Raw genomic sequence first — 20992 nt, 5'->3', positions numbered from 1 at the left:
GTACACCCTCAGCCCGATGCAACCGGCGGATCTCCGCCCAGTCCTCCACCTTCAGCACCCCTCCTACCTCAGCAGGGGGTCAACTTTCGCGGCCCCCCAGGGGGTCAGTTTTCCGGAGGCTGCGACAACCTGGTGTGGAGCGGAACGCTGCGACGGGGTGTGACCGTGAGCCGGATGCCAGATCTGCGGATTAAGAGATCATCGATGGTTCGTCCGTGGACGTTCGCTGACGTCCACTTGTGCAGGTGGTATGCGGTCCAGGTTCCATGGACGTCCACGCTCGTCCGTAGTCGTCCGCCGGCTTGGCTGCCAAGCTGGCTGCCGGACGTTCCCGTGGGTCGACCCTCAGCAGAACGCCTCGAAGCCCAGAAGCTGCTCGTCACCACGGCGCCATACCACAGCCGCATAGGTGAGGTCGTGGTCGTCGCTCCTCGCGCCGTATTGACCTGGAACCTCGAAATGGGGCCGCATCTGCTCCCAACGATGCGTCGCGGTGTTGGGAGTGAGCCACTGCAAGGGGCGACCGAAGCCGTGGAGCAGGACAACGCGCGCATCGGCAAGGCGCCGTTCCACCTCGGCGACATCGGCCCACTGGCCGGCGACACGGCGCCATTCCCGCCCCGCGTCATCCCACAGGCGGTCACCAAGCACCCGGTTCCGCGGCTTCCGGTTCCCCATCACCCCACAGTCGCACAACCTCGACGAGCTGTCGGGGAAGGCCCCGAGCGTCCTCACCATCCGCGGGAAGCCTGAATCCGCTCAAAACGGCTTTCGATGGGTGACCACAGGCAGTCTCGCCGCTGGTAGCCGCGAGAAGGCTGCCCGGGGAGCGAAGCGCCCTGGCACTGGTGAGCGGGCTGTCGGATGGCGTGCCCTCTGCTCGTTTTCGGCTGCCCACCGGCGTGCGCGACGAACGCCCACAGCACCCTGCCCGTGCCCCGGCTGGTTCACCCCACGCTGACAACCGGCGCCCCTCGTCGGATGTCTCGGATGGTCCACGCGGTGCGGGGTGCGACGGGCCCGGCGAGCACGGCCGCCAAGCCGCGCGCAGCCGGTCGCGCGGCGCGGCCCGCACCGCTGCTTGATGGCCGAGAAGCGCACCGCCCTGGCCCGACTCGACGATCACCTGATCGGCAACTGATCAGTGACTCCCCCGACGGGCGGCCACCGTGCGCGTTGCTACAGGTGTTGCTACAAACGGCCAATTTCCTGGGCCACAGAGGCGCCACAGGCGCCCCGTCGGGGGGCTCGGGGGGACGTCCCCCCGGCCAGTATTACGGCTGTGCCGCAGGCGATCCAAAGATCGACAAGCATGCGGAGCCAGCGCGTGGGCGCGGCAGGGATCGAACCTGCGACCACTCGCTTGTAAGATATTTCACCCCGAACGGTGACCTGACCTGCATTGTCGCAGGTCGCGCCGATCCATCCGGGGTCGAATTAATCGCTCCCCACTCGACGGCATCGAGAGCGCCCACGCGGGCGCCTGACTGCCGGAGACCCGATGTCCACCCTCGCACCCTCGACGCGAGCACGTGAGCTATCTCACCGCACACAGACTGAGACTCAGATCGGCGGCCTGGCATGAGCGCGCCAGCCGGAGACCGCGCCACATCCATTCATCCGTCCCTGACGAACGAACGAACGGACGCGGCGGACGAACGAACGAACGGGCGTTGCGCGTATCCGGGGTGCGGTGAGGCCACCGCCCCCGCCCCGGCGACGGGCGGGCCGGCCCCCCGGTACTGCGTCAACGCGGCCCACACGGCGCAGACGGCGTTCCGTGCGCGCCGGGCACGTAAGGGTGGTGCGGAGCCTGCGGCGTCGGCCGACCGGCCAGCGAGCCTGGCGGGCGCGACCCTGCGGGAGACCGTTGGGCGCCTGGGCGAGCTGCTGGCCGAGTTCGAGGCGGCGGCGGGCGCTGCGCGGGAGCTGCTGGCGACGGCGACCGATCCGGAGGCCGTGGCGGCCGAGCTCGCGGCGGTCCGGGCGGAGGCGCTGCGCACGGTGGCCGACGCCGAGACGCGCCTGGCGGCCGAGTCGTCCGCGCGGATCACCGCGGATGAGGCGGCGGAGGCGATGGGGACCGAGCTCGAGCGGGCGCAGGCCGACGCGGCCGAGGCCCGCAGCGAGACCGCCGTCGCGGTCGCGGAGGCCACACGGCATGCCGGCCTGGCCCAGGCCGCCGGCGAGCGCGCCGTCGACGCCGAGCGGCGGGCCGCCGTCGCGGAGGCTGACGCCACGGCGGCGGAGACCGCCCGCACCGCGGCTGAGCGTACCGCCGAGCAGGCGACTACCCGAGCGCAGGCCATGGAGGTCGAGGCTGAGCGCCTGCGTGGCGATCTCGCCCGGGCCCTCGAGCGTGCCGAGCGCGCGGAGGCCGGCCGCGACGAGGCGCACGCCGCGCGGATGGACGCTGACCAGGCGCTGGTCGAGGCCCGCACGGATGCTGCCGCTGCGCGCCAGGCCGCCGAGCTCGCGGCCGTCCGCGCGGAGGGGACCGAGCAGCTTCTGGCCTCGGCGCGCGAGACCGCGGCCGCACAGCAGCAGCGAGCCGACCAGGCGACCGAGCTTCTCGAGGCGGCGCGCGCCGAGACCCGGGATGCGGTCAGCCGTGCGGCCCGGGCTGACGCTGCACGGGAGGTCGCCGAGCAGGCCCGGGCGTCCGCCTGGGCCAGCATCACCGCCGCCACCGACGAGCAGCCGCCGGACGGCGACCAGGAACCGCCTCCGAGTGCACGCGCGACCGGTGGGCGCGGCCGTCAGGGACGGGGGCGGCAGTGATGCGCCTGGACCGGTGGCGTCAGCGCCGGGCGGCGCGGCGTGCGGATCGGGCAGCGGCTGCGGTCGCTACGCTGCGGATCGCGCTGCGCGAGTGGGCGGACGACGATCCGGCCTCCCGGGCGCGGTTCGCCGGCGCGCTCGTCTCCGAGCTTGGGGGGCTGTGGCTGCGGGAGGCGGCGTACGGCCGCCTGAGTCCCTGGTTTCTGCTCACGGACTATGAAGGGCTCAGTGAGCTGCAGCTGCACGTCGACCGTGAGTGGCTGACCGCGGTCGTCGAGCGCGGCAAGGTCGACGGCACCCCGGACGAGCTCGCGGCGTTGCGGCGCATCGTCAGCTGACCGGCCGGCTCCGGGCATGACAAAACCGGCCCGGCCATCCCGCCCGCACGTGTGGGGTGGCCGGGCCGTGTGCGGTCGGCCGCGCGGCTCACCAAGGACGGCAGTGTGGCTCGACACCGGGTGAGATCAGCGACCCAGGAAGGGATTCCTACCGCCAACCGACCTTTCTCTTACAATTCTTTCCCATTCTTGCTCGGATAGCGGACAGTCCACTAAATCCCAAAATTCACGTAGTCGCAGGTAACATTGACTACCCATGAGCTTCGCCAGACCATCGGTGATCTCCTTTTGCCCATGAGATATCCTAGTGACGATCGTGGTGACGCCATCGATCTCCTTGTGGAACATTACGTGATGACTGTCTTCCGATGTCATCCCCTTGGCATGTAGAGCCGATCGCACATCCGAGGCTTTGCGGATTGCCAATTAAACGCCACCGTAGTGTCTGCGAAGGTACTCGAGCTGCGCCGCGAGAGCGGGCGATAGATTCTCGCAACTTGAGAGGAAGTCATAGTGATCAGTAAGCGCGTTCCGAAAATCCTCCGCCGCAGCCTCCAGAGACTCCCCTGCGCCGTGGATACCAGTGACTGATTCCACAAAGTAGAAGTACCCGTCGGATGCACTGACCTTCGCCGCAAGAAAAAGTCCGGGGATGCGGCCAGCAAAGTAATACGTATCAGAAAAAGCCGCAGAACGTCCACGTGGAAGCGATGTAGACGCAGCAAGGCCGGAAGTCGGGTGAGAAACGATTCTAGCGGCACTAGTGCGATTCAGCGAGACTTCGACGACCTGATTCGCAATCGACCCCGTCACGACCTAGACTTCCTCGCTGAAGCGTCGAATTTCTCGGCCGTTCCTTGCAGTAGATCAATTAGCTCGCCGAGTCGACTCCGGCTCACGCTCACCCGGCTGACCCCTTTCACCGACACGGCACCGATAGCCCGCAAAGCGGCTCTCTGCTCTTCGGGAGTACCCAGCACGGGCGGTGGAGCAGTGTAGCCGATGGAAAGAATGATCTCCTCTGGTACGCCGTTGGGCCCTGGCGCAACACTAGCCAGAAACTGATTTGCCGCGAATACAGGCAGTGTATCGATCTCTGTCCATAGGATCGGGAGAGTAACACCGTCCGGGAGCGCGTCAGTCACCAACCGATGATGTCACATGCCATGCACTGTGGGACAGCAGGTCGAGCGATCTGATCTACTTCGATCTTGGACTGCTCCAGCTGGACGCGGTCCAGCTGAGCATCCGGACACAAAGAAGACGGCCCACCCGCCCTGAGGGTGGGTGGGCCGTGCGCTCGTCGGACCTGGCGGGTGCCTACCCGGCGGGCCCCGGGTTGGTCGGGTCCAGGCTGGCACTGCCGACCGCCCCGCGGTTCGCGCCGAGTACGCCGAGCACGGTCTCGAGGGCCGCGCCGGCGGCCGCGCCGGCTGCGGCGGAGAGCAGGAGTCGGGCGGTGGAGATGTCGCCGATGGCGGCCGCGGCCACGATGGCGGTCAGCGCGCTGCCGAACGAGGCCAGCGCCGCGCGGGCGGCACGCTCGCCGAGGTCGCGGGCCGCGGCGGCGATACGCGCCAGGACGTTACGCATGAGGGTCTCCTGTCGGGGTGAGGGTGTACGCGCGGGGAGCGGTGAACGCGGCGATGGCCTGGTCCAGGCGCTCGAGCACCGTGGCGGTGACGCCGGGGTCCGCGGCCGTGCCGCCGGCGACGAGCTCGCGGATCTCTCGTAGTGAGATCTCCTGGGACGCGGTCCAGGCCGCGAACGGCCCGGCCAGGTAGGCCTCGACCCGGGAGAGTCGGTCCTGCAGGTTGCCGGCCTTGAGGTAGGCGGATCCGATGGTCTGTCCGGCGGACCCCTGGTTGATCTTCTCTTTCTCGGTCTCGGCCTTCTTGACGTCGTCCCACAGGTCCTTGCGGAACCGGGCGGAGGCGCGGGTGAGATCGTCCTCGGTCAGTGGCACGTCATCCTCCGGGAGCGCGGGTGAGGGTGGGGTAGACCGTCCGAGGGCGACGGCGAGGATGTCGCCGCGGCGGTTCGCGCGGATGTTTCCCGGGCAGCTGTGGCCACCCCACGCGGCGCCGCCCATGCGGTGGGTGCCGAGGCCGTAGCCGGTGGTCGAGTCGGTGATCTGCGGCCGCCAGCCGAACTCACGGATGCCCCACGCGAACAGTTCGCCGAGCCGCTGGACCTGGATCGGGGTGTAGTCGTCGGTGTCCCGGCCGGCGCACTCACAGCTGACCCAGTGCGCGTTGCCGGCCCCCTGTGCCCAGGCTTTGTCGTCGAGCGCGACGTACTGGTCCATCTCGCCGTCGCGGCCGAGCCACAGATGCGAGCTCACGCCGGACGCCGGGTCGGAGAACCAGCCGAACAGCGGCGCGGTGCCCATCTGGACGTGCGGGATCAGGCCGCGGGTCTGCGTGGCCATCCCGCCGTCGGAGTGGTTGATCGGGATCGGTCGCCAGCGGGCGCCCGGGTAGCGGGTGGGCCGGGCTGTCACTGCAGACCTCCCAAAGACAGGACGCAGGTGCCGCCGGCGACGAGCGCCAGGGCGATGAGGAGCGCGGCGTAGCGGAGCCGGTCCGCGGCCTGCTCTGCGGGTCGGCGGCCGGCCGGGCCCATCCACGCCGGCGGCGGGTCGCCGGCACTGGTGTGACGGTCGGTCCAGGTGGCCCGGTCGATCTCGCGGCAGGGCACGCCGTCGCGGACCTCATCCCAGACGCCCACGGCTACTCGCGCTCGACCGGGGGCCGCGGTAGCGGGGGTGGAGCGAGCGGGCCGAGCTCGTCGACGCAGCCCTTCGCGAGGTAGGCGTCGTGCGCGTCCCAGGCCAGGGTCAGGGTGACTGGCCCGGTGGACTCTGGGAGCCGAGCCGGGACGCCTGTGACGTCGCGTTTGTAGGCGCAGTCGGCGCGGACCTCGCGCCGCAGCTGCTCGAGCGCGCTCTCGTTGCCTCGGACGTACCAGGCCGCCAGGCCGATGAGCAGCAGGGTCAGCGCCCAGCGGGCGAGCCGGGCCGGGGTCATGGGCACAGCGCCACCAGGAGGATCAGGGCGGCCGCGGCCGCGATGTAGGAGAGGGTGGTGGGCCAGCGTCGCCGGGCCCATCCGGCGGGCCGGGTGGCGGCTCGGCCGGCGGCGCCGGCGGCTCGGGTGCATGCTCCCGCTGGGCCTGGTCGGCCTGGAGTGCGAAGGGCAGCCCCATGAGGGCCGCGAACAGCAGCAGCAGGGCGGGCCGGTCGACCTCGCGGGCCAGGGTCTCGTGGGCCACTCCGGCGAGGCCGGCGAGAAACGAGATCCAGTCGCGCACCCCCGCGGCTGCTGGCGTCGACCATCGGCGCATGTCCCCTCATCTGATGTTGTGCGGTGGCGCTGCTATCGGGCCGTCAGACGACGTGGAATTCACCGGAGACGATCAGTGCGTCGTTGTCGCCCCAGGTCCATGGGTACGTCGCGTTCGCTCCGGTGTTGTTTGTCGAGCCGAAGATGACGCGGCTGAAGGTCGTCGCGGACATGATGGTGAGCCCCTCGTTGCGGGTGAATGGGCTGCTGTCCGTCGCGAGCGCGAGTCCCAGCTGCGGGATGGTGACGTCGAGCGTGACGCCGGAGGGCAGGCCGATCTCGATCACTCCGCCGACCGTGGTGGTGCTTCCCCAGACGACCTGGGCGAGGACTTTGATGAGGCCGCTGTTGAGCCAGCGGTACCAGCCGGCCCGCGTACCGTTCCCGATGCTGATGTTGGTCAGGGATGGGATGTAGGGGGTGCGCCCGGGCCCGCCAGCGATGCCCTGCAGGTCGTCCGCGTCGATGATCGATCCGGCGTAGAAGTTCGGGGGGAGCGGCTGCGTCACGTGGGCGGCCTCCGGTCACAGGGCGATGCGCGTGGGGCGGGCGAGGCGGACAGGGGTGCCGGCCGGCCAGGCGCGGGAGACGGTGTTGATGGCGCGGGTGACGGTCAGCCGCTGCACGGAGGTCACCTGGAAGTTGTCGAAAGTGATCATCGGGTTGACGTTGGTGTTGCCTGCGAAACAGGAAGCGACGAGGCCGACACGGCCGGCGGGGATCGTCAAGGTGGTAACGGTCTCGTCGAGCTGCCACCAGCCAGGCTCGGCGTTGGCGACCGGCCAGATGCGGGCGAGGATCTGGTGTCCGACCAGGCGAACCCGCAGACCGAACACGGCTCCGGGGCTGTAGGCCAGGCCGGTGGCGACCGCGGATCCGATCTGTGTGGTGGTGCGGGTCGCGGACAGGCCGAGCGTGCCGCCGGTCTCGGCGTGCACCCGCACCCGGTAGAAGTCGTTCACACCGATGTGGCGCAGCAGTACCGCGGGCAGGATCGCGGTTCCGGTCGAGGTCTGGCCGAGGGAAAGCCGGACGGAGAGTTCGACGTCGGCGATGTCGCCGAGGAGGGTCTGCTGGCGCTGCAGGTCCGCGGGCGTGGTGAGGGTGATCGTGCCGGCACCGGCACCGACGGTCCGGTCCGTGGACAGGCCGTTGACCTCCTGCCAGGCACCGCCCACATCAGCGTTGCCCCACCCGGCCGAGCTGGTGCGCCCGAAGGCGTCCCGGGCCCAGCTGTCCACAGCGGTGACCCGGACGACCTCAGCGCCGACCCGTACGTCGAACGGGTGCTGGCTGGTCTGCGCGTCTGGGCCGGCGGAGGGCACCCAGGGCCGGCGGTCGTGGTCGGGGTCGAGCTGAGTGGCGACGACGAGCTGGGTGCCGGTCTGGGCGACGGCCTGGGCGAGGGCGGATCCGCTGGTGTCAGCCCGGGAGTCCGGGTCGCCCCAGGTGCCGACCTGCCAGGGTGAGCCGGGGGTGCAGTTCAGCTCCACATCCCACCGAGCAACGTTGATCGTTTCGGTGTAGCCGCGGACGATCAGGTCGATGTCGTCGGGGGGGATGTGTGGCGGCGGGTTGATCAGCAGCATGCGGTCCAGCGGGCCGAGCTCGAGGACCTCGGCGACGAGGTGGGGGCTGGCGAGCAGGTCGACGCGCACGGTGGGGTAGCGGGCTTCGTCGACGGTGCCGAGGGCGAGGCGGTGGGCGGCGTGCTGCTCGGCCAGGGCGTCCTGCGCCAGGTTGAGGGTGAGCGACGTGTCGTAGCGGCCGACTCCCAGGGGGGGTGGCTGCACGGACAGGGCGCCGGTTTCCAGCACGCGGCGGGCGGAGGCGCCGCCCTTGCGGACAACAGCGACGTCGTTCACGGTGGCCTGGTCGTCGTCCACCGGTTCCAGGTAGGGCGCGACGTCGCCCGCGGCGTAGTCGAGGACCAGGGCCGGGTCCTGGTTGTAGACGGTGCGGCGGCCGCGGAGGCGGATGCCGAGGGTGGCTCGCCGGTCGTGCAGCTGCCCGCCGTCCACATCGGCCGCTTCGCCGATCACGTCCAAGAGGGACGCGATCGGCTGTGAACCCAGCGCGCCGGGGGTGTCCAGACCGCCAGCGACGGCCACCGGTACGCCTTCCTCGCTAGTGACTCGGAAGAGCCTCGACGCCACCGTCTCGGCGCGGAACGCATGGTCCGCGGAGGCGTACAGGTCAGTGTCGGCGTCGTCCCAGATGGTGACCTGACCGATCTGCAGGCCCTGGTAGCCGGCGCCGGGGGTGCACTGCCAGCTGGTGACCACCCCCACGCTGCCCGCGTACGGAGTGGCAGAGAACAATCCGAGGCCGCCACCGATCGTGGTCCACATGGCGGTGATCTCCACGTTGCCGCCGACCTGACGGCCCAGCAGCGCGAACCGGCCCCAGGTGTACGGGGTGACGGTGCTCCCCATCAGGTAGGTGATCGGGCCGTAGACCACGCCCCCGGCCGCGTTATACCCCGTGAGAGTGATGTCCGTCGGGGAGCCGCCGAGGTAGATCCGGTGTCGGGTGACGGTACCGGTGGTGAGGATGTTCATCAGCGGCTCGACGCCGCTGGTGGGCAGGTCCGTGGCGGTGATGACCATCTCGACCCGCCACTCGCCGGTGCCCCGGTAGGCGGGGACCAGGCCGACTGCGGAGGAGGGGGTGTCGATCACAGGCAGCGGCGCGGACCCTGCCGGCGAGCCTCCGCCAGCGAACGTCCAGCCCTCCGTCACCAGCGGACCGCAGCCAGGGAGCGGGCTGGCGGCGTAGAGAGCGTCGGCCCCGTCCTCGCAGGGCCAGTAGGCGCACGGCAACCTGCTGCCGCCCATGAGCCGGCGGCGCAGGGTGGACTGCAGCGGGCTGGCGCCCTGGCCGAGACGGCGGCGGATCCCGGCGGCCTGCACCGCCACGGTGACGTCGCGGCCGGACACATCCCAGCTGGCCGGCCAGGACGCCACCTCGCCAGCGAACCGGGTCCGGAAGCCGGTGATCTCCGCCGCGCCGGCGACCGTCCACGTGCGCCCAGCCGAGTCCACGAACGACGCCACACCCGGCGCCTGGGCGGTGAGGTCGGGGTTGGCGACGATGGTTCCGCCGATGCTGTTGCGGATCTGCGCGCCGTACACCCGGCACGGTCCAGCCTGCTCCAGCCCGGACGGGACGCCGAGATCGACCGGGGCTGCGCCAGAGGCGTAGATGCTGGTGGTGCCGGCCTGCACCACCGTGTCGACGATGTCCCAGGGACCGTTCACACTCGCACCCTGGAAGAAATTGATGGTGCGCCCACCGCCACCGTGATCGACGTCCATCGTGACGCGGACGGCCGTCCGGCAGTCGCGGAACAGATCCCAGCAGGGAACGCGGGCGGTGGCCGTGAGGTAGGTGCTCAGCGTGCCGTCGGTTGTCCACTCGAAGACCAGGCGCCCGTCTGCGGCCACGTTGAGAAGCCAGGACCGCTGGTCGGTGGTGCGGTCCCAGCGGGCCGCGAGGGTCATCCAGCCGCCGCGGGCCGCACCGTCACCGGCGAGGTCGACGCGGATGTCGATGTCGCCGGCGATGTTCAGCGACGGGTCGGCGGGGGTGGTGATGCGCCCGTCAGGCTCGTCCAGGTCGAGATGGACCGGGCCGGCCTGCACCCCGATCCGCACCGGGGTGTTGCGACCGAGCAGCCCGTAGTACGGGCTGTACGGGTTGCGGGGGCTGTACTGGCCGAGGCGGTTGTTCAGGCTGAACGAGGCCGTCGCGACATCGGCCCGCGGCGCCTCGTCGGCCTGGCCGTGCCTGATGGAGATCGGGTTACGGACGAGGACATCGTCGTCGACCTCCGTCCAGGCATCACCGAACCGCATCTGGACGCGCGACCTGGGAGCCATCAGCCGGCCCCAAACGCGGTCTGGACGCTGCCGCGGCCATCGACCTTGACCATCTTCCGGAGGAGCTTCTTGAACTCCTCGTCGGCGCCGGTCACGTCGAGCACCACCCGCTGCTGCCCGCCAGCCGCTCCCCCGGACACGCCGCGGGGTAGCGGGGTGACCCTGGCCCCTGCGGGGAAGTCCAGCAGCTCGGGCCCTGCGTCGCCGACGACCGCGGCGCCGCCCTGGCGCAGGACCCCGCCGGCAGCGAGCAGCGGGATGTCCGGGATCGACCAGCCCTTCCCACCGAGGCCAGGCACCCAGCCAGGCACGCTGAATCCCACGGAGCCCACGCTGCGGTTCCAGGCACGGGCCACGCCGTTGAACGCCTCCTTGAACGGCGCGTAGATGATCTGTCCGATAGAGGAGAGCGCCGAGGTCAGCTCCCCCGGCAGGCCCTTGAACCAGTTGAGGATCTCAACGCCCTTGTTCTTGATCGAATCCCAGTGGGTGACGATCTGGATCACCGCCGCGCCTATCGGCCCAGTCAGGATGCTCAGCAGCAAAGGCCAGTTGTCACGCACCCAGCCGAGCGCAGCCGACGCCCCATTCCGGATAGAATCCCAGTGTTTGACGACTGAACCGCCCCGGGTTCGGTGGAGACCGGTCCGTTTGAGAGGATCGAGTCGTGCCCGCTCCCAGGAAGTACCCCGACGAGCTCCGTGAACGTTCCGTTCGGCTCGTGCTGCAGATCCGCCGTGAGCAGCCCGAGGACGCATCGCATGCGATCTCGACAGTCGCGAAGCGGCTGGATGTGCATCCGGCGACGTTGCGGGTGTGGGTGAACCAGGCGGAGGTCGATCAGGGTACTCGTCCGGGGACGACCACGCCGGATGCGGCGCGTATCGCCAAGTTGGAACGTGAGAATCGCGAGTTGAAGCGCGCGAACGAGATCCTGAAAGCGGCGTCGGTTTTCTTTGCGCGGGAGCTCGACCCGCGACTGCCGCGGTAGTCGCGTTCATCGACCAGCATAAGGAAGACCTCGGTGGGGTCGAGCCGATCTGCGATGTGCTGCAGGTCGCCCCGTCGTCGTACTACGCCGCGAAGAAGCGGCCGCCGTCGGCGCGTTCGCTGCGCGATGCCGAACTCCTCGTCGAGATCACCCGGGTGTGGAAGGAGAACTACGAGGTGTACGGCGCGCGGAAAGTGTGGCGGGTACTGAACCGAGAGGGGATCACGGTGGCCCGGTGCACGGTCGAGCGCCTGATGCGGGCCGCCGGGCTGACCGGGGCGCTGCGTGGCGGGGCCAGGCCCCGTACGACCCGTGCCGACCCTGCCGCGCCGAGGCCGGCGGACCTGGTGGACCGGCAGTTCACGGCGGACCGGCCGAACGCGCTGTGGGTTGCCGACTTCACCTATGTTCCGACGTGGGCGGGCATGGTGTATGTGGCGTTCGTGATCGACGTGTATTCCCGGAAGATTGTCGGGTGGCGGCTCGACACCACCATGCGCACGGATCTTCCTCTCGATGCGCTGGAGATGGCGATTTGGGGCCGGAAAGAGCAGCCGCTGGACGGCCTTGTGTGTCACTCCGACAGGGGGTCGCAGTATACGTCTATCCGCTACACCGACCGGCTCGTCGAAGCCGGAGCGAAACCGTCGGTCGGCAGTGTCGGAGATTCGTACGATAACGCGCTCGCCGAGTCGGTGAACGGACTGTACAAGACGGAGCTTGTCCACCGCAAGGGGCCGTGGCGCACCGCGGACGATCTCGAGCTCGCGACGTTCGAGTGGGTCGACTGGTACAACAACCGGCGGATCCACGGCGGATGCGGAAACATGCCACCAGCCGAGTTTGAATCCCTCTTCTACCTTAAGAGCGAAGCTGATATAGTCGCCGAAGTGTAAGCATCCGGCGCTCTATGGAACCCGGGGCGGTTCAGACAGCCAAAACCGCCATACCAATAGGCCCGGTCAAAATGCCCAGCAAAAGCGGCCAGTTATCCCGCACCCAATTGTAGACAAACTGCATCGCTGACCAGATACCCGAAAACGCGCCATTGATAATGGTGCGCGCCGTTTCGGATTTCATGTAAAGAGCGACAATTCCGGCCGTTAAAGCGACCACCAAAAGCGCCACGAGCGTCAGCGGGTTGGCGGACATCGCCGCGTTGAAAGCCCACTGGGCGGCCGTCCCGACAGCGGTCGCCACCCGCCAGGCAGTCTGCACAGCCGTCCAGGCAGCCATACCCACCCGCGCCGCGAGGATCGCCCCGGCGAGCACTCCCAGCGCGATCAGCAGGGGCTGCAGCACCCCCTGGTTCGCCATCCCGAAGGTGACGAAGCCGCCGGCGATTTCGCCCAGCTTCTGCATGGAGATGCGTTTGAAGGTTTCCAGGGCGGCGGCCGGGCTGTCGCTGATGGTGGTCATGGCGGCGTCCGTGCGGCCGGCGATGTTATCCATGCCGGCGGACGCTGCGGCAGTTGCTGGATCGAGCGCATACAGTGCGGCGCCGAGGGTGTTAGCCGGGTCACCGAACAGTGCGGCGGCCGCGTTCAGTTTCGTTTGCTGGTCGGACGTTCCGCGCAGCGCATCCATCGTCATCTGCAGGGCCTGCTGCGCTGCCGGACCACCTTGACCGATCTTCGCGGACATCTCGTCGGCGTTCAGGCCGATCGAGGAGAACGCCTCCTCGACCGCGGTGCCACCCTTGAGTGCGGTCTCACCGAAAATGCCGATCGCGTCGGCGACCTGATCGGCGTCACGGGCTCCGCCCTGCAGGCCTTGAGAGATGAGGCCGGTCATGGTCTGGCCATCGACGCCTACGCGCGCGAACAGTGGCGCGTATTCGTTGAAGGTCTCCAGCAGGTCGCCGGCTTTGTCGCCGGAGCCCTGCAGGCCGGCGGTGATGATGTCGAAGGCCTCGTCGGCGTCGTCGGCCAGGCCGTTACGCAGCAGGTTCCCGACCGCGGCGGTGGTCATGCTGAGGTCCTGATCGAAGGTTTCGGAGACCATGAGGGCTTTGGACGCGATGCCTTCCAGTCCGCCCTCGGCCCCCTCGCCGAGATCACCGATGTTCTGCTGGACGCCTTTGATCGCGACGCCGACCGTGTCGAGGCTGTCCCCCCACCCGGAGGCGTACACGTCGCCCTGGATCCGGCCGAGCTCGGCGGCACGGTCCCCGGAGGCGCCGAGCTGGGCGGCGAGCTTGTCGCCGGCAGCCTCGGTTTCCAGGCTCTGGGTGATGCCGGCGGCCAGCCCGGCCCCCACACCGGCGCCGATGGCGGACGAGGCGGTACGGATCCGGTCGCCCGCCCGCTGGACGCTGGACTCAGCTCGGGCCAGGCCCCCGTCGAGCTCGCCTTCCAGCCCGTCGGCGTCGCCCTGGATCCGGACCAGCAGAGTCGCGAGGCGACTGGTCGTGGCCATCTGCCGCGCGCCTCCCCTGTTCAGTTGTGTCGGTGCCACCGAGGCGGCGGTTCATCGCCCGGACGAGAGCGAGCTGCTCTTCCCAGGTCTGGGGTTTCCGGTCCCATTCCAGGAGGAAGTCGTTGAGTTTCTTCCGGCCGGCTTTCTTCCCGGCGAGCATGTTGGTGATGGTGGCGGCGATGAGCGCTGCGTGGTAGTCGCCGCGGAGGGGGCCGAGGGGGCCGTGTACCTGTTCGTAGGCGGCCCAGGCGGTGAGTTCGCGGGAGTCGATACGGGCGAGGAGCTCGCCGACGGTCATGCCTCCCAGGGCGAGGGCTAGTCGGTGATGGAATCCTCGTCCTGAGTTTTCTCGAAATCCTCGACCAGCTCACCCATGTCGTCGTCGGACAGGCCGCAGAGCTTCTGCGCCTCCTCGAACAGACGGTCGAGCGGCTTGGCGTTCTTCCGGCTGAGGGCAGACAGGTCTCCGTCGGAGAACATGCGGCCGCCGGTCTCGTCGACCGCGCACAGGATGATCAGCTTGGCGCGGGCGTTGCGCATGTTGACCTGGCGAGTCTTGCCCTTCTGCACCAGGCAGGACTGTTCGAACGAGTCGCGCTGCGCGCCGGAGATGGAGCGCAGGCGGACGGTGCCACCCCATTCCGGGCACTCGACGTCTACGGTCTTCCGGTCGTCCGCGGTGAGGATGGAGTCGCGGGTCAGCAGGGTCATGGTCAGCTAGCTCCCGAGTGCGGTGAGGTTCGGCTTGCCGCTGACCTTCCAGGTCGCGCTGCAGGCCATCTTGTCGTCGTGCGGGTATTCCGGCTCCATGCCGGTGAGGACCAGCTGCACCTCCCAAGCGGTTTCCACGTCGTCGGGGAACACGATCTGGTAGTTCCGTGGCCCGTCGTCGTCGAAGTCCTCATGGAGCTCGTTGTGGGTCGCCTCACCGATGTCGTAGTTCATGTCGATGCTGATTTCACCGCCGTCTTTGATCCCGCCAATGAACTCGCGCCACTGCTCCGGCGACCCGTGGGAGGTCATATCGAGCGTCTCGCGTTCCATCGACGGGCCGGAGATGTTGGTGACGAACGCAATCGTCGTGAACGTTTCGATCGGCGTGACGCCGTTGCCTCGGCGCAGCTGGGTGCCGAAGCCGTCCATGCCGCCCATTCAGACCTCCTGGAGAAGTGCGGTGGTGATGCGGAACCGGAGCAGGTGGTGGCGGATCCGCGGGTCCGGGTCGGGCAGCGCCTGGCCGAACTCGTACCGGGTGGAGATCCAGCGGCGGCCTGCGATGGCCAGCGGCTGGTGGTCCAGCAGCGCGATGAGCCGGTCAGCGATCTGGCTGCCCTGGGCGTAGCCGCGAGCGGTGGTCCACACGTGCAGCGTGATCACGGTCTGTCGGCCGAACCCGCCGTGGACGTTGTCGGGCACCTCGGTGGCCTCGCCGAGAGTCACGTACGGCCGGTCCGCGGTCTCAGGCACGTAGTCGTACACACCGGTGATCACGGCGGTAGGTCTCCCATCAGCACCGGGTCCGCGGTCAGCAGCTCGTAGACGGCGGCCTGCACCGGGCCGAGTCCGGCCGCCGCGACCGGCCGGCGGCGAGGCGGCCGGACTCGGCCGGTGACGGTCAGCTGGGCTGCGGCCTGCCCGGTCGTACGCCGCGCCCCGGAGGCGGTAGCGAACAGCAGCAGCCGGCCGGCAGCGGAGCCATCGAGTTCGAGTGCCCGGTCACCGGCGCTGGTGCCAGCGAGGAGCAGCTGGCCGGCGGCGGCCGCCAGCGCCCGCCGGGTCCCGGTGGCAGCCGCCGTGGCCGTGAGTGCACCGGTGGCCTGGCCGCCTGCCGTCCGGGTAGCGGTCGCCGTGCCGCAGATGGTGAGGCGGCCGGCTACGGCCCGGGTGGCATGATGCTGCCCGCTGCCCGCCGCCCAGACCGGCAGAAGGGAGGCGCCCTGCCCGGTTGCCGTCTTACCTGCCGCGGCCTGTCCGCCAGCCTGCACACGGCTGGTGCTGGACGCGGCACGCCGTGCCGTTCCGACTGCGGTGGCGAACAGCACCAGCCCGCCGGTGGCAGCGCCTTGCCCTGCGCTGGTGGCTGTCGCGTCCACCACACCAGAGATGATCAGCCCGGTGGTGGCCGTGCCTGCGCGGGCTGCCGTGCCGCCAGCAGTTCCGGTGAAGGCCGTCCGGGTGATGGTCTGCCCTGCGCGGGCTGCTGTGGCGGTCGTGGCCGGGCTGAGGTGGAGTCGTCCGGTGGCCGGATGGGTGACGGCCCGGGATCCGGACGGTGAGCCGGCGAGCTGCAGGCCGGCGGTGGCCGTCCCGTCCCTGGTGGTGGTGCCTGTGGTGGTGCCGGCCAGCCGGGCGCTGGCAGCGACGCTGGCAGCGACCTGTTTGCTGGCGGTCGTGGTGGCGGCCAGGGCGAGCCGTGCGGTGGGGGCAGCTGTGACCCGGCGTGCCGCTGCCACAGTCCCGGTGGTGCCGAGGCGGCCCGCGGCCTGCCCGATAGATCGTTTGGTGCCGGTCGCGGTGGCGGCCAGCAGCAGCCGGCCGCCAGACGGCCCTCGCCGGCTGCTGGCCGCGGTCACTGTGCCGGTCAGCCGCAGCGTCGCTGCGCCCTGGCCCGGCTCGACCGCCCCGGGAACCAGGTTGATGTCGTCAACGACCGCGTACTGGGCCAGCGGGATCGCGAACGTGCGGCCGGACCAGCGGGCATACAGGCTTGTCAGCCCGGAACCCCAGGCGGGGGCTGACACCGAGAACCGTTCGGTCCAGGTCACCCCATCCGGAGAGGTCCACCAGTAGACCGTCCCGCCCGACTCGGAGATCCGCTGGTACCGGTGGTCGGTCGCCGAATAGGTGAGCGTCGTCGAGGTGACAGTGGCCCCGTCGGTCCGCAACTCCAGCATCAGGTCGGTCGCGTTGATCCGGTTGAACCAGATCGAGTTCGCCGTGTCCGTCGCGCTGGGCGCCACCCGGAAGATCCACACGGGGCTGTTGACAGTTGGCGGCGGTAGGAACAGGCAGCCGACGTGGCTGGAGGTCAGGTCCCAGGCGTTGGTGGTCCGCAGGACCTGGCTGTTGTCCGCGGCCTCGGTGAGACGGACCTCCCCACCGGAGCCGGTGGATGCCCAGGCCACGGCACCGCTCGCGGTGAACGCAGCGCCCAGGCCGCCGGCGAACCCGGTGGCGAGCTCGGCGAACTTGGGCATGCCAGCTCCCGGCCCGTCAGCTGCCCGCGACGATGTTGATGTCGGATACCTCGAATGTGCCCTGCAGCTCGTAGGCCTCCGGCGCGATCCGCTGAACGAAGCCGGAGCCTGCGGCGGTGAGGTCAACCGCGGAGCCGCCGGAGGTGGTGGAGACCTGGAACGTGTCACCGGAGACCCCGATGACCCAGTAGATGGTGCCCTCGGCGAGTCCGGTGGGAAGCGTGCTGCCGGCCGCGATGAAGACGACGCGCTGGCCGTTGGTGAGGCCGTGGCCGGGGGCAGTGATGGTGTCGGTGGTGGCGCCCACGAACGCACGTGGGGTAAACCCACCGTTGGGGATCATGCCGTAGAAGGTGCCGGTGGTAACCGCGGACCACAGGCCGATCCAGGCGACCGTGCTGGCCGCGGGCACGTTGAACGACTCGGTGCCGGTGAGGGAGACAGCGCCAGCGCTGGGCGCGTCCCAGGCGATGGCCTGCCGGGCGTACGCCGGCGAGCCACCTGCCAGTTCGTTCGCACCGGTCGCCGAGTAGGCGCTGTGCAGACTCGCATAGTCGGCGAGGTCGACGATGGCGGCAAGGGCGGCGTTCTCAGCCGCGTCGACGAATACCGGCATGGTGACTCCTTCGGGTTGGTCAAGTTCCGAGTTCGCGGGTGACGTGGCGGATCATGCGGCGGGGCAGCTCGGCGCGTTCGGCCTCGGCGGCCGGGCCGAGCATCGGCTGCGCGGGATGCTGCGACGTGCCGAACTCCTGGAACAGGCCGTAGAACCCGTCCCGGGTGAAACCGACATCTCCGGCCAGGCCGTCGTCGTCGACCTCGGTGCCGATACCGGCCCGTTGCAGGTCTCCGGTGCGGGTCGGTGCGCGCCGCTCGGCCTCGGCCTCGACGGCGTCGAGGGACTCGGTGACGGCCCGCTGAATCCCACGGCGGACCTGGTCCTGGATACGGGCCGCGGCACCACGCAGCTGGTCGAGGCCTTCGATCCGGACCGATTGCCTGCGCCCGGCCATCAGCTACCCCCGTTCGTCGATCAACTGCCGCATGGCGCGGCGGTCCCGGCGCGCGGCCCGGTAGCGGGCGACCAGCTGCCGCTGCGGCTCGGATCCGACGGTGCGGGACAGCCGCGGCTGCGGCAGGTGCCACAGATGCCACAGGACTCCGGAGAGCCGGACAGCATCGCCGAGCAGGGCATCGGCGGCGCGGCCGAACGCTTCGTCTTCGCCACCCCAGCCGCAGAAGCGGGCGTCGAAGCCGCCCACGGCCAACCAGCTGGACCGGCGGATCACGAACAGGCCCCCTCCGCGCATCGCGGCGTACGGCCGTTCGGCGAGCGCCGAGCGTGGGGCGGCGGCCTCCTCGAGCGGCTCTCCGGCGAGGACCCGGACGGTGGTCGCTGCGGAGAGGCGGCGGACCTGCCGGTGGGGCATCACCCACGGCGCGCCGCCGGCGGCCAGCTCGGCCGCCCGGGCGACGTTGGAAGGTGTGGCCCAGACGTCGGCGTCGGCGACGACGAGGACCTCGGCCGTGCAGTCCTCAAGCGCCCAGGCGACGGCGACCGCCTTGCACCAGGCGCCGGCCGAGGCTGGGTGCTCGCCGAGCCGCAGCTCCCAGTCAGGAAAGGCGACGTGCCAGCGGGCGGCGAGCCAGGCCCAGTGACGATCCCGCTCGGCCCCATCCGACCGGAACGGGACGACCACCGCGACCCGCGTCATGCTCCGAGCTGGGCCAAGCGGGCGTACTTCTCCTCAGTCGAATGGCCGTCCCAGTCCGACGGCTGGTTCTCGAGCCCGGACGGGAACAGGTTCATATCGGCCCGGTCGACATGCCAGCACAGCTGCCCAGCCGGGGTGTGGATACAGATCACCGGCCACTCGGGCTCGGACTCGTCGATCGCCCAGTGCGCCTCGAAGACGCGAGCGAGGTAGGAGACCAGCTGAGCGCGCTCCCGGTACGCAGCGTCGAGCAGATCAGACGCGCTGGGGGCGGACACCTGCTCCGGCCAGTGCCAGGTGCCGCCCGCATGGGAGTCCTCGTCCTGGCAGATGTGCTGGTTGAAGAACGTCCCGGTCGGGTTCAGCACAGCCAGGCCTACACAGCCGCTGCCCTCGTGCGGCACGGCACTGACCTCGGTGATGACCGCGGCTCGGCACGCTGCCTTGTACTCGCCACCGGGGGTGCCGAAGCTGGCGTAGTGAACGATCCGGCCAACGCTCGGCGTCTGCATCAGTTCTCCCATCGGAGGTAGGGCGCGGGGTCGTGGACGAGGCCGGCGTCGGTCGGGCTGAGGTACCACCAGTGCTCGCGGAACACATCGCCCAGCAGCTGGTCTCCGCCCTGGGCGTGGAGCTGGCCCCAGGCACGCCAGTGCGCGCCGTAGGTCTCCGGCAAATCGGGGGCCGCTTGGTACGCAGCTGCCCCGTTGCGGGCCTTGCGGGCAAACTGCTCGGGGCTGCGGACCGGGAAGTGCCTCACGGCCAGCGTCGGCGGCCGGTCGGCGAGAGCGGTCACAGTCGCCTGTGCCGAGGGCAGGGTGACGCCGTGGTTGCCCTGGTGCACAACGGCGCCGTTCTCCCAGCGGAACGCGACCTTCGGCAGGGGCGCCGGCTCCGCGGCCCGCCAGGTCATCGACCGAAACGGATCCGGGTCGTCCTCGTCGAGGGCGGTCCGCAGGTGATCGGTGAGCTCGGCGAACGCGGCCGGCGGCCCAGTATGAGCGAGGATCTCGGCGATCTGCCCGGCCTCGCAGTACCAGAGCTCATCCGCGTCGAACGGCACAATCCAACGGGCGCCGAGCACCTCACGCGCGGTCTGGGCGAGCGCGGTCATCCGCCGGCTCTGGTAGTAGCCAAGCTCCGGATCATCGACGACGGTCAGCGGCAGGCGCTGGACGAGGTCGGCGAGGATCTCCCGAGTGCCATCGGTGCTGCCGTTGTCGGCGACCAGAAGCTGGTCGACCTCGCCGGCCATGTGCCACAGCGTGCCGGCGATGATGTCGGCCTCGTCGCGCACCATGCTGATCCCGACCACGGTCACGTCAGCCCCCGGGCCTGGCGGGTCTGCGCGTAGTACTCCGGGTCGCCGCCGCCGAGGTAGGCGATCGCCTCGGCTGCCCAGCCTCGCTGCCAACCCATCGCCCACACGTCTTTCGTGAGCTGGTGGTCCTCCATCGTTCCACCCGCCGTCCACGGCCGTTCGCAGTAGCGCAGCCCGGCGTCGTACAGCTCCCGGCGAATGATCGAGTTGCCGCCCACCGGCCAGCGCGGCATCGACGTCCACGGCTCGTCCCCAGCCGCGGCCAGACCCACCTGGCCGACCTGCGGGTCCGCGAACGCGGCGAGCACCCGATCGCACCAGCCAGGCAGGAACTCGGTGTCGTTGTCGATCCGATGCAGCAACGTCGCCTCGGACGGCATCCGTTCCCAGCCCCGGTTCGTCGCGTAGCCCGGATACCGGTTCTCGCCGAGAAGAACTACAGGCACGTCCAGCGCTGCCAGCCAGTCCGTCACCTCGACCGGAGAGCCGTTGTCGACGATTACCACGGAATACGACACGGCGACCGTGGAGAGGTAGCTCCTGAGAGTCTGCTCGGTAAGTTCACGCCGTTTGTAGCTGACAATGCAGCTGTGTAGATGGGTCACTGGAGGACGATCGCGCTGACCGTGGTGGCCTTCAGCAAGGCACGATGCACGTCCACCGCCGCATCGCTGGCACAGACATACTCCACCTCCGTCTCCTCCATGAACTCGGAGGCACCGGAAGCGATCATCGTCACATAGGCGGAGCCGGCGCCCACGCGAGTGTTGTCATTTCCGGCGATGCCATCGACGAAGCCACACTGAATAAAGGACTCGGAACCGAGGGAATTGTCGACCCAAGCCTTGGCGAGCAGCTCGTACCGACCGGCCGGTAGCGCAATACCAGGAACTTAAGGTCTGATCGTGTAGGTTCTGGCTGTGCCGAGGCGTGGTCAGGTCAAGGAGAAGGCCGGGGACCGGTTGGTGGACCGGGTCGGGTTGGGGGTGCTGGCCGCGCAGTTCCC

Annotated in this window: 25 protein-coding genes and 1 other annotated feature; of the genes, 3 read left to right on the top strand and 22 right to left on the bottom strand. The window is 69.7% G+C overall.

What is annotated here, in order from left to right:
* Nucleotides 1-345: 345 nt before the first annotated feature.
* On the bottom strand, nt 346-651 hold the full coding sequence (locus tag AB1460_RS28975; protein ID WP_368965260.1) for a hypothetical protein: 306 nt from the start codon (nt 649-651) through the stop codon (nt 346-348).
* Nucleotides 652-1581: 930 nt separating this feature from the next.
* On the opposite strand from AB1460_RS28975, the gene AB1460_RS28970 reads away from it, so the two are divergent.
* On the top strand, nt 1582-2781 hold the full coding sequence (locus AB1460_RS28970) for a hypothetical protein (protein WP_368965259.1): 1200 nt from the start codon (nt 1582-1584) through the stop codon (nt 2779-2781).
* Complete coding sequence (locus AB1460_RS28965; protein ID WP_368965258.1) at nt 2781-3119, top strand: hypothetical protein; 339 nt, start codon at nt 2781-2783, stop codon at nt 3117-3119. Before AB1460_RS28970 ends, AB1460_RS28965 begins: the two co-directional genes overlap by 1 nt.
* A 1320-nt stretch (nt 3120-4439) precedes the next feature.
* Here the strand turns inward: AB1460_RS28965 and AB1460_RS28960 are convergent.
* From AB1460_RS28960 to AB1460_RS28925, 8 genes are all read right to left on the bottom strand, one after another.
* Nucleotides 4440-4712 carry a flagellar protein gene (locus AB1460_RS28960; RefSeq protein WP_368965257.1) on the bottom strand — a complete coding sequence of 91 codons (273 nt, stop codon included), beginning with the start codon at nt 4710-4712 and terminating at the stop codon, nt 4440-4442.
* On the bottom strand, nt 4705-5550 hold the full coding sequence (locus AB1460_RS28955) for an N-acetylmuramoyl-L-alanine amidase (protein ID WP_368965263.1): 846 nt from the start codon (nt 5548-5550) through the stop codon (nt 4705-4707). Before AB1460_RS28955 ends, AB1460_RS28960 begins: the two co-directional genes overlap by 8 nt.
* A 68-nt stretch (nt 5551-5618) precedes the next feature.
* A complete protein-coding gene (locus tag AB1460_RS28950) occupies nt 5619-5849 on the bottom strand; it encodes a hypothetical protein (protein WP_368965256.1) in 231 nt (76 codons plus the stop codon).
* 2 nt (nt 5850-5851) lie between these two features.
* The gene (locus tag AB1460_RS28945) at nt 5852-6154 is read right to left on the bottom strand and encodes a hypothetical protein (RefSeq protein ID WP_368965255.1); all 303 of its coding nucleotides are present in this window, start codon (nt 6152-6154) and stop codon (nt 5852-5854) included.
* Between the two features lie 16 nt (nt 6155-6170).
* Entirely contained in the window at nt 6171-6464 is a 294-nt protein-coding gene (locus tag AB1460_RS28940; protein ID WP_368965254.1) for a hypothetical protein, read from the bottom strand.
* Between the two features lie 43 nt (nt 6465-6507).
* Entirely contained in the window at nt 6508-6972 is a 465-nt protein-coding gene (locus AB1460_RS28935; RefSeq protein WP_368965253.1) for a hypothetical protein, read from the bottom strand.
* A gap of 15 nt (nt 6973-6987) precedes the next feature.
* Nucleotides 6988-10320: a hypothetical protein gene (locus tag AB1460_RS28930; RefSeq protein ID WP_368965252.1), complete on the bottom strand. Its 3333-nt coding sequence runs from the start codon at nt 10318-10320 to the stop codon at nt 6988-6990.
* 23 nt (nt 10321-10343) lie between these two features.
* Entirely contained in the window at nt 10344-10850 is a 507-nt protein-coding gene (locus tag AB1460_RS28925; protein ID WP_368965251.1) for a hypothetical protein, read from the bottom strand.
* A 161-nt stretch (nt 10851-11011) separates the two neighbouring features.
* On the opposite strand from AB1460_RS28925, the gene AB1460_RS28920 reads away from it, so the two are divergent.
* A protein-coding gene (locus AB1460_RS28920) for an IS3 family transposase (protein ID WP_420497403.1) occupies nt 11012-12231 on the top strand; the annotation gives its coding sequence in 2 pieces (ribosomal slippage) (nt 11012-11303 and nt 11303-12231; 1221 coding nt in all).
* Nucleotides 11293-11409: a sequence feature (AL1L pseudoknot), on the top strand. Its footprint overlaps the gene before it by 117 nt.
* Before the next feature lie 31 nt (nt 12232-12262).
* Here the strand turns inward: AB1460_RS28920 and AB1460_RS28915 are convergent.
* Genes AB1460_RS28915 through AB1460_RS28850 form a run of 13 tightly spaced genes read right to left on the bottom strand, consistent with a single transcriptional unit; the run spans nt 12263 to nt 20746 of the window.
* The gene (locus AB1460_RS28915) at nt 12263-13753 is read right to left on the bottom strand and encodes a phage tail tape measure protein (RefSeq protein ID WP_368965249.1); all 1491 of its coding nucleotides are present in this window, start codon (nt 13751-13753) and stop codon (nt 12263-12265) included.
* Nucleotides 13656-14051 carry a phage tail assembly protein T gene (locus AB1460_RS28910; protein ID WP_420497402.1) on the bottom strand — a complete coding sequence of 132 codons (396 nt, stop codon included), beginning with the start codon at nt 14049-14051 and terminating at the stop codon, nt 13656-13658. Before AB1460_RS28910 ends, AB1460_RS28915 begins: the two co-directional genes overlap by 98 nt.
* A gap of 17 nt (nt 14052-14068) precedes the next feature.
* On the bottom strand, nt 14069-14464 hold the full coding sequence (locus tag AB1460_RS28900; protein WP_368965248.1) for a hypothetical protein: 396 nt from the start codon (nt 14462-14464) through the stop codon (nt 14069-14071).
* 6 nt (nt 14465-14470) lie between these two features.
* Nucleotides 14471-14905 (bottom strand): phage tail tube protein, encoded by a 435-nt coding sequence (locus tag AB1460_RS28895; RefSeq protein WP_368965247.1) that lies wholly within the window; start codon nt 14903-14905, stop codon nt 14471-14473.
* Nucleotides 14906-15244, bottom strand: coding sequence for a DUF3168 domain-containing protein (locus tag AB1460_RS28890; protein WP_420497401.1), 339 nt, complete (start codon nt 15242-15244; stop codon nt 14906-14908).
* A complete protein-coding gene (locus tag AB1460_RS28885) occupies nt 15241-16950 on the bottom strand; it encodes a hypothetical protein (protein WP_368965246.1) in 1710 nt (569 codons plus the stop codon). The genes AB1460_RS28890 and AB1460_RS28885 overlap by 4 nt, the downstream gene beginning before the upstream one ends.
* A 16-nt stretch (nt 16951-16966) precedes the next feature.
* Complete coding sequence (locus AB1460_RS28880; protein ID WP_368965245.1) at nt 16967-17566, bottom strand: hypothetical protein; 600 nt, start codon at nt 17564-17566, stop codon at nt 16967-16969.
* A 19-nt stretch (nt 17567-17585) separates the two neighbouring features.
* Nucleotides 17586-17963, bottom strand: a complete 378-nt coding sequence (locus tag AB1460_RS28875; protein ID WP_368965244.1) for an HK97-gp10 family putative phage morphogenesis protein — start codon at nt 17961-17963, stop codon at nt 17586-17588.
* Between the two features lie 3 nt (nt 17964-17966).
* The gene (locus tag AB1460_RS28870) at nt 17967-18665 is read right to left on the bottom strand and encodes a galactosyltransferase-related protein (RefSeq protein ID WP_368965243.1); all 699 of its coding nucleotides are present in this window, start codon (nt 18663-18665) and stop codon (nt 17967-17969) included.
* Nucleotides 18662-19177: a hypothetical protein gene (locus AB1460_RS28865; protein ID WP_368965242.1), complete on the bottom strand. Its 516-nt coding sequence runs from the start codon at nt 19175-19177 to the stop codon at nt 18662-18664. Before AB1460_RS28865 ends, AB1460_RS28870 begins: the two co-directional genes overlap by 4 nt.
* On the bottom strand, nt 19177-19986 hold the full coding sequence (locus AB1460_RS28860) for a glycosyltransferase family 2 protein (protein ID WP_368965241.1): 810 nt from the start codon (nt 19984-19986) through the stop codon (nt 19177-19179). Before AB1460_RS28860 ends, AB1460_RS28865 begins: the two co-directional genes overlap by 1 nt.
* Complete coding sequence (locus AB1460_RS28855) at nt 19983-20591, bottom strand: glycosyltransferase family 2 protein (RefSeq protein ID WP_368965240.1); 609 nt, start codon at nt 20589-20591, stop codon at nt 19983-19985. The genes AB1460_RS28860 and AB1460_RS28855 overlap by 4 nt, the downstream gene beginning before the upstream one ends.
* Complete coding sequence (locus AB1460_RS28850; protein WP_368965239.1) at nt 20588-20746, bottom strand: hypothetical protein; 159 nt, start codon at nt 20744-20746, stop codon at nt 20588-20590. The genes AB1460_RS28855 and AB1460_RS28850 overlap by 4 nt, the downstream gene beginning before the upstream one ends.
* Nucleotides 20747-20992: the final 246 nt, after the last annotated feature.

The organism is Parafrankia sp. FMc2, assembly GCF_041008525.1.
In the GTDB taxonomy this organism is placed as follows: Bacteria; Actinomycetota; Actinomycetes; order Frankiales; family Frankiaceae; genus Parafrankia.
Note: the sequence above shows the minus strand (reverse complement) of the source record. Positions and strands in the feature narration are given on the sequence as shown.